The sequence below is a fragment of the Salinarchaeum laminariae genome (assembly GCF_023204835.1).
Lineage (GTDB): Archaea > Halobacteriota > Halobacteria > Halobacteriales > Salinarchaeaceae > Salinarchaeum > Salinarchaeum laminariae.
The window spans coordinates 1,620,970-1,632,805 of record NZ_CP096270.1 but is presented as its reverse complement, the minus strand read 5'-3'; the positions used below and the strand labels follow the sequence as shown (position 1 = coordinate 1,632,805).

The 11,836-nt window shown below is 64.3% G+C and carries 14 protein-coding genes and 2 tRNA genes; 5 read left to right on the top strand and 11 right to left on the bottom strand.

The features are described from left to right. The first annotated feature begins 66 nt into the window (after positions 1-66). Positions 67-249 carry a DUF7836 family putative zinc-binding protein gene (locus MXF70_RS07570; RefSeq protein ID WP_248515017.1) on the top strand — a complete coding sequence of 61 codons (183 nt, stop codon included), beginning with the start codon at positions 67-69 and terminating at the stop codon, positions 247-249. A gap of 130 nt (positions 250-379) precedes the next feature. Here the strand turns inward: MXF70_RS07570 and MXF70_RS07565 are convergent, their stop codons facing one another. Then, complete coding sequence (locus tag MXF70_RS07565; protein WP_248515016.1) at positions 380-784, bottom strand: translation initiation factor IF-2 subunit beta; 405 nt, start codon at positions 782-784, stop codon at positions 380-382. A gap of 162 nt (positions 785-946) precedes the next feature. Between MXF70_RS07565 and MXF70_RS07560 the strand changes: the two genes are divergently transcribed. Beyond that, positions 947-1,183, top strand: a complete 237-nt coding sequence (locus MXF70_RS07560; protein WP_248515015.1) for a UPF0058 family protein — start codon at positions 947-949, stop codon at positions 1,181-1,183. 168 nt (positions 1,184-1,351) lie between these two features. Here MXF70_RS07560 and MXF70_RS07555 read toward each other — a convergent pair whose 3' ends face one another. Continuing rightward, on the bottom strand, positions 1,352-1,918 hold the full coding sequence (locus tag MXF70_RS07555; RefSeq protein WP_248515014.1) for a DUF555 domain-containing protein: 567 nt from the start codon (positions 1,916-1,918) through the stop codon (positions 1,352-1,354). 170 nt (positions 1,919-2,088) lie between these two features. Between MXF70_RS07555 and MXF70_RS07550 the strand changes: the two genes are divergently transcribed. Together MXF70_RS07550 and MXF70_RS07545 are read left to right on the top strand one after the other, a co-directional pair. Next, positions 2,089-2,490, top strand: coding sequence for a cupin domain-containing protein (locus MXF70_RS07550; protein WP_248515013.1), 402 nt, complete (start codon positions 2,089-2,091; stop codon positions 2,488-2,490). Between the two features lie 96 nt (positions 2,491-2,586). Further along, entirely contained in the window at positions 2,587-4,653 is a 2,067-nt protein-coding gene (locus tag MXF70_RS07545) for a DEAD/DEAH box helicase (RefSeq protein ID WP_248518370.1), read from the top strand. Positions 4,654-4,692: 39 nt separating this feature from the next. Here MXF70_RS07545 and MXF70_RS07540 read toward each other — a convergent pair whose 3' ends face one another. Beyond that, a complete protein-coding gene (locus tag MXF70_RS07540) occupies positions 4,693-5,109 on the bottom strand; it encodes a DUF7522 family protein (RefSeq protein ID WP_248515012.1) in 417 nt (138 codons plus the stop codon). 100 nt (positions 5,110-5,209) lie between these two features. Here MXF70_RS07540 and MXF70_RS07535 point away from each other — a divergent pair. Beyond that, positions 5,210-5,282: transfer RNA gene (locus MXF70_RS07535), tRNA-Pro, on the top strand. 633 nt (positions 5,283-5,915) lie between these two features. Here MXF70_RS07535 and MXF70_RS07530 read toward each other — a convergent pair. From MXF70_RS07530 to MXF70_RS07495, 8 genes are all read right to left on the bottom strand, one after another. Next, positions 5,916-5,997, bottom strand: a tRNA-Ser gene (locus tag MXF70_RS07530). Positions 5,998-6,090: 93 nt separating this feature from the next. Beyond that, positions 6,091-6,816, bottom strand: coding sequence for a ribosome assembly factor SBDS (locus MXF70_RS07525; RefSeq protein WP_248515011.1), 726 nt, complete (start codon positions 6,814-6,816; stop codon positions 6,091-6,093). A 136-nt stretch (positions 6,817-6,952) separates the two neighbouring features. After that, the gene (gene psmA / locus MXF70_RS07520; RefSeq protein WP_248515010.1) at positions 6,953-7,747 is read right to left on the bottom strand and encodes an archaeal proteasome endopeptidase complex subunit alpha; all 795 of its coding nucleotides are present in this window, start codon (positions 7,745-7,747) and stop codon (positions 6,953-6,955) included. Positions 7,748-7,751: 4 nt separating this feature from the next. Beyond that, positions 7,752-8,282: an Rpp14/Pop5 family protein gene (locus tag MXF70_RS07515; protein ID WP_248515009.1), complete on the bottom strand. Its 531-nt coding sequence runs from the start codon at positions 8,280-8,282 to the stop codon at positions 7,752-7,754. 37 nt (positions 8,283-8,319) lie between these two features. Beyond that, the gene (locus MXF70_RS07510; RefSeq protein WP_248515008.1) at positions 8,320-8,952 is read right to left on the bottom strand and encodes a class I SAM-dependent methyltransferase; all 633 of its coding nucleotides are present in this window, start codon (positions 8,950-8,952) and stop codon (positions 8,320-8,322) included. After that, positions 8,936-9,640: an RNase P subunit p30 family protein gene (locus tag MXF70_RS07505; RefSeq protein WP_248515007.1), complete on the bottom strand. Its 705-nt coding sequence runs from the start codon at positions 9,638-9,640 to the stop codon at positions 8,936-8,938. The genes MXF70_RS07510 and MXF70_RS07505 overlap by 17 nt, the downstream gene beginning before the upstream one ends. Before the next feature lie 269 nt (positions 9,641-9,909). Next, positions 9,910-11,112 carry a KaiC domain-containing protein gene (locus MXF70_RS07500; protein ID WP_248515006.1) on the bottom strand — a complete coding sequence of 401 codons (1,203 nt, stop codon included), beginning with the start codon at positions 11,110-11,112 and terminating at the stop codon, positions 9,910-9,912. Positions 11,113-11,245: 133 nt separating this feature from the next. Then, positions 11,246-11,686, bottom strand: coding sequence for an arsenate-mycothiol transferase ArsC (locus tag MXF70_RS07495; protein ID WP_248515005.1), 441 nt, complete (start codon positions 11,684-11,686; stop codon positions 11,246-11,248). Between the last annotated feature and the right edge of the window lie 150 nt (positions 11,687-11,836).

Below are 11,836 nucleotides of genomic sequence, written 5' to 3'. Positions count from 1 at the left end.
CTGAGACCCCACACCGTGGTATTCACCCTCAAGACTTTTCCCGGTATCCCACGTGGCTTTCACGCGATGAACGAAGCGTACGTTCGACTGTTGTGCCCCGAGTGTTCCAAAGAGTGGGAGTCGACGCCCACCGGACTGCCGGCTCACGACTCAGTGTTTCACTGTCCGAACTGTCACAACTCTCGACGGCTTGCGGAGTTCGCACGGACAGACCGCGACCTCGAGACGATGAAGTCACTCGGCGCGTGACGATCGAAACTCCCTAGCAGAGCGAACGGACGTGTTCGAGAGAAAGAGTGAGTGAGTGGCTGAGTGAGAGCCCACCTCCACATCCGCTCACAACTCTGTCCGCTGACTCGCAGCGTTTCTGTGCGCCCGCTCAGGAGCTCGTCGGCGAGAGTGCGCCGCAGGCCTCACAGCGGACGACAACGGTACCCTTCTCCTTCTCGAGGCGCGTGTCGGGAAGACCACACTCCGAACAGGTGACGAACTCCTCGGTGTAGGCATCGAGGGCGTCAGAGACCCGACGCTCAGAGAAGGAGCCGGTGAGCCGGGCGCGCCCGCTCTCGTCGATGTGGGCGCTCGTGCCGACCTCGTTCTGGAGATGCTTTAGAACGTGTTCGGGATCACGCGAGAGCGTGGTCACTGTATCCTGAAAGTTCTCGTAGACCGTGACGTTTCCCTCCTGGCGCACCTCCGGATCGGGAATCGAGAGTCGCGCGGACTCGTCGCCGATGTCGGGCGTCTCCTCGAGTGCTCGGTCGAGTTTGTCCTCGTACTCCATACTCGACGTGTACAGGCACACCCTAAAAAGAGTTCAGCTCCCGAGAATCGCCGCAGGAATCAGCTAAACCATCACGGTTCCATACGGGTCGCACTCGCACGGACCATGGTAACTTTCCTCAAGATAATAATATAACCCTCCAGTCTCTAGCAACACGTGCTCATGAAGAAGCAGGAGCTCATCCACCTCCACGGCCTTCTCGCGGAGGTATCCACCGACGTAGAAGCACACTTCGGTAGCGAGCTCGACCTCTCCACCTACGAGGAGATGGGGGTTCGCCCGACATCGATCCACAAATCGAAGACGGACCACAAGACGGCCGTCTTCGCACTGGCTCGAGGCATCACCAACGACATGGACGAGGACGTGGAGGAGCGCGTCCCCGCCGCTGCCGACTGATCGACGACTCGTTGTTTGCGGTTTTTTCATCTCCGCGCAGTCTGTACTGGGTGGCAACAGCCCAGTCACTACCCGTTTCGACGTCGTCCCATCGCGTCGATCACTGATAGCCAAGCGATAGCAGCAGCTCACGCGTTCGGCGACGATCACACATATACAGACAGCCAATCACTCGATCAGATCCTCGAACTCCGGGAGAACCTCCTCGTCTGAATCCTCGGGCTCGTCGGGTTCACCAGTTCCATCGGAGGCCTCCGCACGATCTACATCGCCGGTGTCACCGGCTCGGCTGTCGTCAGTCTCCGACGGTTCCGCATCGCCTCCCTGGTCTTGCTCCGTCGCGTCCTGTTCGTGAGAGTCCTGATCGTCGGCGTCCGCCTCAGCGGCGTCGTCCTCGTCCTCGATGATCTCCACTTCGAGCACCTCCAGGGGGATATTCTCGAGACGCTGGCCGATCTCCTTGCGCGCAATTCGGGAGGCGTGCTCCTCGCGTTCGACGTTGAACACCGTCATCTCGAGTTCGAGCGCGACGAGGCCCTCGTCGGCAGCGATGAAGGCCGTCTCGAGCGCGTGGTCGCAGTGGGGGCAGGATCGCTCGCCCATGTCGATTTCGACGTAGTTGAGGTCGGGATTGAGCATCTCGCCAGTCTTCGAGATGGCGATCCGCACCGCCTCGTCGGCCGTCTCGACGTCGTACACCGGCACGGCGGCTTCGACGACGACCCTGCAGTCCATGGCTACGACCACGTTGGCTGTCCACGAGTATCAAGGTTGGCACGGACGCCGTGAAACGGCTCGAAACGGGCACGAGAACCGTTTGCGTGCGGACGTCGTGATATCGATTGGCGGGCGCCACGACGCTCACGGGCGGGAGCTACTTGGGGCCCGCCCTCCGATTGGACGGTATGCCTGCCCAGCCAGTGATCCACGATCGCGAGGCGGTCGAGTACGAAGCAGTCGACGCGGCCGACGGGCTCGAAAAGGGCGTCCTGATCGACGAAACCGACGGCGCGCCGACGTTCGCACTCCGTCGGTTCACTCTCGATCCCGGCGCCAGCGTCCCGCGGCACACCAACGAGGTCGAGCACGTCCAGTACGTCCTCGCCGGCGAGTACGTCGTGGGGATCGAGGGGACCGAAGGCGGCACCGACGAGGACCTCGCTGCCGGGGAGCATCGGATCCGGCCCGGGGATGGCCTGCTAATCCCAGCCGGGACGGTCCACTGGTACCGCAACGACGGCGACGCTACGGCCGCCTTCCTCTGTGGCGTCCCAAACGGCGATGACGCGATCGAGCTGGTGGAGTAGGGCAGATCAGTAGCTCGGTACGGGCCCGTCGTCGTATCGCGAGACGAACCACTCTTGGCCTCTCACTGCCTACCGATCGCCGTGCCAGCACAGGCGATGCGGGTCGGAACGCTGTTCCTCCACGGGAGCGGCGACGATATTCTCGTCGCGCCCTACCGCGACGGCGACCGACTCTTTCGCGCGAAGCTCGAACTCAAGGCGACCGACGCCGGGGCCCGGCCCGGGCGCTTCCGCGTGCTCAAGGGCGCCCAGGAGGACCTGCGGGACCCCACCGAGTTCGTCGAGATCGCGCGACGCGCCGATCGGATCCGCATCTCCGAGCAGACGAGCCGCGGCGACCGAGAGCGGATTCGCGAGTGTCTCGGTGGGTATCAACTCGAAGGGACGACCGTCAGGACCTGTCGACTCTGTGCGAACGCGGGCCGCTACTCACCGATTACGGAGGAGACTGCGATCAGTCACGGCGACGACACGATCTGTCAGAGCTGTGCGAAAGGAGAGCTCGAACGCGAGCTTCGCCATCAGGGTTCGATGACCGGCGCAGCCCGGAAACGCCTCGAGGAGCTGCTCCTCGAAGTACGAGACCTCGACCGGATCACCGACCTCCTCAAGGGACAGCTCGATCCGGACCTCACGAAGGTCGACGAGATGGACGCCACGGTGAGCGCCGTGGATCCAGTCGCGGTCGCGAATCTCGACGTCCATCCGCAGCTTCAGACGTATCTCGACGGCAAGTACGACGAGTTGCTTCCCGTCCAGAGCCGCGCGGTCCACGCCGGCCTCCTCGACGACCAGGACCAGCTCGTCGTCAGCGCGACGGCGACGGGCAAGACGCTCGTCGGCGAACTCGCCGGCATCGATCGCGCCCTGCGTGGCGAGGGGAAGCTCCTCTTTCTCGTGCCGCTCGTCGCGCTCGCCAACCAGACCTACGAGGATTTCCAGGACGCCTACGGCGACGTCCTCGACGTCACCCTCCGCGTCGGCGGGAGCCGCGTTCGCGACAGCGGCGAGGCGTTCGACCCGTCGGCGGACGTCATCGTCGGCACCTACGAGGGCGTCGATCACTCGCTCCGCGTGGGCAAGGACCTCGGCGACGTCGGGACGGTCGTCATCGACGAGGTGCACACGATCGCGGAGGAGGGGCGTGGACACCGCCTCGACGGCCTCATCTCGCGACTGAAATACTACTGCGAGGAGCGGGCAGCCAGTCGGAGTGGAAGAGACACCGACAGCGGCACGCAGGACCCGTCCGAGGGAACGCAGTGGATCTATCTCTCGGCGACAGTGGGCAATCCCGAGGAACTCGCGGCGGGGCTCGACGCCTCGCTCGTCGAGTTCGAGGAACGACCCGTCCCGATCGAGCGCCACCTCACGTTCGCCGACGGGCGCGAGAAACCCGACGTCGCGAACACATTGGTCAAACGCGAGTACGACCACGAGTCCTCGAAGGGCTACCACGGCCAGACGATCATCTTCACGAACTCCCGGCGGCGGTGTCACGAGATCTCCCGAAAACTCGACTATAGCGCGGCGCCCTACCACGCCGGTCTCGACTACGGCCAGCGCAAATCCGTGGAGCGCAGATTTCTGGATCAGGAGCTCTCCGCAGTGGTCACCACGGCCGCACTCGCGGCCGGTGTCGACTTCCCCGCATCACAGGTCATCTTCGACTCCCTCGCCATGGGGATCGAGTGGCTCACCGTTCAGGAGTTCGAGCAGATGCTCGGTCGGGCGGGTCGGCCAGATTACCACGACCGCGGCCGCGTCTACGTGCTCGTGGAACCGGACTGCGCCTACCACAACTCACAGGAGCGCACCGAGGACGAGGTCGCCTTCCAGCTGCTGAAAGGCGAAATGGAGCCGGTTCGCACCCGCTACGACGGAGCGGCCGGCATCGAAGAGACGCTCGCGAACGTCGTCGTTGGCGGCACCGCCGCCAAGCGGCTCAACGACCGGATGGTCGGCCAGGTCCCGACGACGCACGCTCTCGGCAAATGCCTCGAGTACGAGTTTATCGACGGGCTCGAACCCACCCCGCTCGGCCGGGCCGTCACGTCGCACTTCCTCTCGCCCGACGACGCCTTCCAGATCGTCGAGGGGATCCGCCACGAGGAGGACCCCTACGAGATCGTGGCACGCGTCGTGCTCGGAGACGAGGAGTGACCCGACCACAGTCGGCCATCGCAGCGGTCCAGCGCATGCTCAGATAGTTCGGTCGACGATCGCGATGACGTCCTGCACCAGTTCGGTCGCCGAAACGTCCAGTGGCACCGAGAAGTAGAGCCCTTCGTCGTCGGCCGTGATGACGCGGACGACTGATCGCTGGTCAGCGATCGTGATCAATCCGTCCACGTCCTCCAGCGTCGGATACAGGTCGAGAAACAGCTCCCGCTCGCGGAAGTCGAGGTCGATATACTCGTGGATCGAGTCCGCCGCCGCGACGACTGCATCGGTCGATCCGTACTTCGATTCCAACTCCTCGCCGACGTACAGCAGGCGGTAGTCCCCCGGGGTATACTCCGCGACGACCAGCAGATCCTCACCGACGGCTTCGAGCAGGTACTGGCACGCCTCGTCGGCGTCGAACCCGACCAGCTCGGACCGCTCCCGAAGTGCCATGGCATATCATAGAGAGGCGACCACCAAAACTGTGCGGGACAATGACACACCCTCCGGCCCAGCGAAACCCTTTACCGCCGGTCGCTCGAACGACAGTTGCGGGGCCGTGGGGTAGCTTGGTATCCTTCAGCGTTTGGGACGCTGCAACCCCGATTCAAATTCGGGCGGCCCCATCAATTCTGCGACGAGCGGACGCGAGGAGCAAATCGATGCCGAGCGGCCGGATTTGAATTCTGGAAGACCAGCCTGAGAGCGCAGCGGAGCGAGCAACCCCAGACCGTCTGCCACCGATTCAAATCCGGGCGCCCCATTTCTCGACGGTGGCGAGAGCGTCGGCGAGTACTAGCTCGGAAGATGAGTCCACCGGAACGCGAGCGAAGCGAATGTGCCGGTGGCGACGGACGGAGACTCAGCAGGTGGTCGATTTCGCTGAGACCGGCCCCGGGTCGCGCCCGCTCCGCACTCGTGCAGTCGGTCGCAAAACGCCAGGACAGGGATTTGAACCAGAGGAAGACGGTCGAGCTCGTTCGCTCCGCTCACTTCGCACGCTGCGACTTCCAGGGTACAAATCCCTACGAATCCGTCTTCGCCGGACAGCTCACTCGTCGCTGCCGCTCCTCGTTCGTGTTGTCCGGCGAAGAACGCCAGGACAGGGATTTGAACACCGCGAGACGGTCCGGGCATGCGGCCTCATTACATTCGGCCGGTCCGGGCTGCGACTCGCAAGCTCAAATCCCATGACGTCGTTTCTCGACGCGAGGTTCGCTCGTCGCTATCGCTCCTCGCTCACAGAGTGCGTCGAGAAACGCCAGGACAGGGATTTGAACCCTGAATCCCGAAAGGGAACACGCTTTCCAGGCGTGCGCCTTGCCATTCGGCCATCCTGGCCCGCAGGCGAATGTAGCGCAGTCCGTCGCTTAAGGACTTTCGTTCTGGTCGGCGGAATGATCGTGAAGAGTCGACAGCAGTGATCGGTCTCCGTTACCGGGTGCTGATCTCGTCTTCGTCGTTGACGATGCGGGTCTCGGCCTCCCCGCTCGTGTGCTCGTTGACGAGGTCGTAGAAGTCGTCCTGCATCCCTGCGGGGAACGTGATGACGCCGACCCAGGAGCCGTCGGGCTGCCACTCTTCGCGGTCGAGATCGCCGAACTGTCGGATGCGGGCCTGTGCGCTGCCAGCGTAATCGGCGGGGACCTGCACGGCGACGGTCACCTCGTCGAAACGGATGGGGATGACGGGTCGCAGTGCATCGAGTGCTTCCTCGACCTGGGGCTCGACGGGCTCCATCGGGTCGATTCGGAAGTCGGTCTCCTCGAGCGCGCTCTCGATGCGCTCGGGCGGATGCGGCGCGTCGTCCATCTGGGGGTTGACCGCGTTCCGGGTGATGCGGTTGACCAGCTGTTTGTACTTCTGTTCCTGCATCTCGCGGCGCTGCTCAGCGGTGATCTGGATCTCGCCGTCCCGAATGACTTGTGGGATGATCTCGAGGGGATCGGTCGTGTCGAAGACCTCTTCGAGATCGCCTTCCGCGGGTCGATCGCCGCTTGCGGCGTCCTCGAACACGTCCTCGGCGGCGATCACGTCCTCGAGTTCGCCCTCGAACTCGCCACGCTTGATCTCCAGCGCGGCGTCGGGGTCGACCAGCACCTCGAAGCGGGTGCCGTGGGACTCCAGGCGTGCCGTCACCGCCTCGTCCAGGGATATCATACCTCCCGGTAACACCCCCCGGGGCAAATGCCTTTCCCGGAGATGCCCGTCGATTCGGCCGCGAGCGGGGAGTCCCGTCGGTCGCCAGCGAGTAGAATACAGCGGAACCCCCGATCGCCGCAAAAAGGTGCGTTCGTTACTCCTCGTCAGCGTCTTCGTCCGCGTCCTCGGCGTCCGTCTCTTCCTCTTCGCCGTCCTCGGGGCCGAGCAGATCGTTGGCCTCGAGATACTCCTCGATCTCGTCGTCGGTCAGCTCGATGAACTCCTCGGACTCGACGTCGACGGTGGCCATCCCGATACCCTCGGGGCGAAGCTCGTCGTCGTTGACCGAGCCCAGCGCCTTGAGCGCGAGTTCGACGCCACCGGAGATGTCCTCGGCCTCCTCGTAATGCTCTTCGAGGTACTCCTGGAGTTCGCCGCGGTCCGCGCCGACGGCGAGGGCCTTCCACTCGTAGGGGGTCCCGGAGGGGTCGGTCTCGTAGAGCCGGGGTTCGCCGTCCTCGACGCCGCCAACGATCAGGGCGACGCCGAAGGGGCGGGCGCCGCCGACCTGCGTGTACTGCTGGATGTGGTCGGTGACGTTCTTGGTGAGCGTCTCGACGCCGATGGGCTCGCCGTAGCGGAGCTGATTGACCTGCGCCTGTCGGCGTGCGAAATCGATCAGCTGTCGAGCGTCGGCGACGTGGCCGGCGGACGCGATGCCGACGTGGTCGTCGACCTTATGGATCTTCTCGACGCTGGTGCGTTCCATCAGCGGCGAGCGGATCCGCTTGTCGACCGCCAGCACGACGCCATCCTCGGTGCGGATACCGATGCTGGCGGTGCCTCGTTTAACTGCCTCGCGCGCGTACTCGACCTGGTAGAGGCGTCCGTCCGGGGAGAAGATGGTGATCCCGCGGTCGTAGGCCTGCTGTTGGGCTTGTCCCTGCATAGTGTTAATCGCGGTCGGATTCGTGATTCTCGCCGATTTCGGCGTCGCGGTTGGGTGTCTCGCAGTCGAACTCCGTGACGCCGAGGAACGCGTCGCCCTGCCGAACGTCCACCCGCGGCGAGCGGGCGGTCGCGGTGCGCTCCTGGCGTTGGTACACGACGGTTCTCTCCTCAGATGGTTCCGGTGGCCCGCCTAAATACTTTTCTTCACAGGCACGGACGGTCCCGCTCGCGCCCCGCACTCGGAGTCCGACGGGGTCGCCGTCGATGGCGTCGATACAGGCCAGTGCAGCGCGGGCGCGGTCCACAGTTCCACGCCGGACGCGAACGATCGCTCGCCCGACTGAGCCCTCTCGATCGAACTGCAACACGGATGGGTCGACGGCGGCGCTCCCTGGATCGCCGAGCAGTGCTCGCGTTTCGTCCCAGAGCGCTCGCTGGAACCCGCGACGATCGACCGTGGCGTCGGGCCACGATTCGATGCCGACCGCGAGATACCGGTAGCGTGGTTGGAGGTGTTTTGGGAGATGTTTCATCGGGGAGTTTCTGGATCTGTAGAGTAGTGGTCCCGGCTCACTCGGCGCCCGGAACGATGTCGCCTTCGCCGATCCGATGAGTGACGATCACGCCGACCTGGTCGTGGACGCGCTGGACGTCCGCGACGGCGTACCCCTCGTCCGTGAACGCCTCGACGAGCGTGCCGACGGTCGCGGGATCGTCCACGTCGGGCGAGAAGAAGGAGACGCTCGGATCTGGCTCCTCGAAGAACATGACGTCGCCGAGGACGATCCGTTCGGGCTCGTAGGCAGCCCAGATACGGATCGCTTCTCGCTTCTCCTCGTCGGAGAGGTGATGGAGCGCGAAGTTCGAGACGATCACGTCCACCGGGCCGTCGTAGTTCGGTTCGCGGAAGGACCCCTCGCCGATCTCGACGTTCGAGAGGCCGCGGTCGGCGATCTTCTCACGAGCCTGATCGAGCATGCCCTCGCTGAGATCGCGCAGTACGACGCGGCCAGCGTCCTCTGCCAGAGCGAGACCGATCGCTCCCGTGCCCGCACCGAGATCGAGCACGACGTCGTCGGGCTCTGGCGCCGCGGCTTCGATTACGCCGCTGGCGCAGGCAAGATACTCCTCGCTGGAATCGTCGTCGTACTCTTCGGCGACCTCGGTAAAGCGGGCCGCGTGGTCCTCAGGATTCTGGGTCATATGGTCCCAGTTCGACGCCCGGCTCAATGAACGACTCGGAGTTGATCTCCCGGTTGCGCTCGGCCAGCCGACCCCATTCGGCGAGCCCCGATTCGATCGCCTCTCCCGGTAGGCCGATCTCCTCGCCCAGGGCTCGTAGCTCACGGACCCCGCGGAGCTGCAGGTGGGATCGTGGATCCGCGGAGACCACGAACGGCGCGTCGGCGTCCTCGATCAGCTCCCAGCACTTCCGTAGGTCCTTGATCGCACGCACCCGCGTGCCACCGGACTCCCGCAGCACAGGCCGAAGATTCACCTCGATGCGAACGCCGTGCTCGGCAGCCGCGTTCGCCAGCACGTGATTCAGATCGCCGTCGCCTGCCATCGGATGGGCGAGCACGTCGACTTTCTCCTGCTCGACGGCGAAGCGATTCAGCTCCGTAGTGCCACCGTGAACTACAAGCAGCGTGTAATCGGGACGGAAGTTCCCGAGGTAGCCACTCGCCTGCTGAGGATCCTCCGCACTGATCTCCACGCCGTTCACCACGTCGACGCCGGTCTCCTCGGCGACGGCGGCGGCGTCGAACTCGGCGCGCTGATCGCCGTGATTACGCACGACGATCCCATCGTAGCCGTACTCCCTCGCAGTGATCGCGAGACGCGAGACCGTCGACTCCCCCTCCGGCGCTGCGTGGACGGCCTCGTACATATCACCGCGGTCGCAGGCGCCGGCCTTCCGCCTTTCGGAGCGGGTGGCGGCTGTGCTGTGCGGGAGCATTCGCGAGCGAACGAAGTGAGCGAGCGATTCACCGTGCCGAACGGAGTGAGGCACGGCCTTTTTTGGTCCAGATTTTTTCGAGGAGGGTTCCCGCAGTCGTTCGAAAGACGCTTCGCGTCTTTCGTGATGACGAGAGAGCTTCGCTCTCTCGAACCACGAGCCTCCGGCTCGCGAGGAAACCCTCCTCGAAAAAAGGTGGCCTAGAACAGATTCGCCTGCCGGAACACTTCGATTCCGTCGCTAGTGATCTCGTAGGGTTTCATCTCTCGGGAATGGTTCGCGTCCCGGATCTTCTGGATCTCGATCGCCATCCGCGTCTCGCGGAAGTCCGACGGGCGAACGTACTGGAGGATGAAGACCGCGTCGGTGAGATACTCGACGATGCCGTGTCGGGAGGCGTAGGGCGTGTCCTCGCTGGCCTCGCTGGTCAGCATGGTCGTGATACCGGCCTCTTTGAGGCTCTTGGTGAAGTCGTAGATCTCGTTCCGGCGGGTGGCGCGCTGGTCGTACATCATCTCGAGCAGGGAGACGGAGTCAAGGACGAGCCGCTGGGCGCCGAACTCGTCGATGAGCCGCGGGAGTTCGCTTCGGATCGTCTGGAGACTGTTGGCCATCTCGACGGGGTCGATGTCGACGACGGCGAGCTGGCCGTCCTCCACGTACTCGTCGTAGTCGAACCCCTTCTCCGTCGCCGAGCGGATCACGCGCTCTCGGGACTCCTCGAGGGCGATGAACACCGCCCGCTCGCCGTTCGTGAGACCACCGTGCAGGAACTGGTGGCCGAACGTCGTCTTCCCGGTCCCGGCCGAGCCGATCGCGACCATCAACGAGCGTTCGGGAACGCCGCCATGTATCATCTCGTCGAGCCCCTCGATGCCGAGGTCGATGCGAGGGATTTCCGAGTCGAGATCGCCGTCGAGATCCTCGACGCCGACGTCGCCGAATCCGCCGCCGGCGTCGGTTCCCATCGAGAACTCGGGATCGGTCGGATCGGCACCGCCGCCCATGCCGAACCCCTCGTCCTCCGCCTCCTGGAGCGCGGCCGTGAAATCGTCCTCGAAGAGCCCGCCGGTCTCCTCCTCGGCTGCGTCCGGGTCGATGTCTTCCGGCCTGAACACGCCGTCGTCGATACCCGGTGCATCCTGCGGTTCTGTTTCTCCTCCGGTATCGGCACCCTCGTCGTCCGTAACGTCGCGCAGGGCCTCCTCGATCTCGCTGGGGGCGGCCGTACTCGCCTGCCCCGTGGCCGCCACGTCGCCGTCCTCCTTCGATCTGTCCGTCGGATCGTCGGTTGAGTCCTCGCCAGCAGATTCCTCCGTCGACGGGTCGTCCTCTGGGGATTCCTCGGTCGACTCGTCGGCGTCGTCACCGACTGCTCGCTCGAACCAGTCCTCGTCGCTCATCGGGGCACACCCCTATGGGAGGACTGACACGATGCGGTGGAACGCGGTGATATCATGGTGACGAGGACGAGACTCGCTCTACAGTTAATCCGAACCGACCACAAATGAACGTTGTTGCCGGAGTGCGCGGCAGTCAGTCCCGTAGGTCGGCTTCGATCTCGTCGAACAGTCCGACGACCTTCGCTTCGATCTCGTCGCGGATCCGCTGAACCGCTTCTGGATCCCGACCGTCGGGATCGTCCAGCGCCCAATCACGGACGTCGACGGAATCCGCCGCGTCGCCGAGATCGAGCGTCGAGCAGCCCATCGTCACGACGTAGTCACAGCTGCGGAGTTCCACCTCGTCTATCTTCCGGGGCGTTCGATCCGAGAGGTCGAAGCCCGCCTCCGCCATGGTCTCGACGACCCCGTCGTGGACGGCCTCGGCAGGGTGGGTCCCGCCGGTGTGGATCTCGACCTGATCGGCGAGTCCGCGGCGTTTGCGCTCGCGTTCGGCGAATGCGGTCGACATCTGGGAGCGGCCGGCATTCTGGACGCAGACGAAGGCGGTCCGGATCGGATCAGTGCTGGACATTGGTCAGGAGAGTGCACGCCATCGGCGGAGATCGCTCGAACGCCGGACCGGCGTGATGGACCGACCTCGACGTCGAGAGCAACTATATGTTCCGACATTCGAAAACTATCCCCCAGCCAGAACGATATATAGCACTATATTCACCTATTT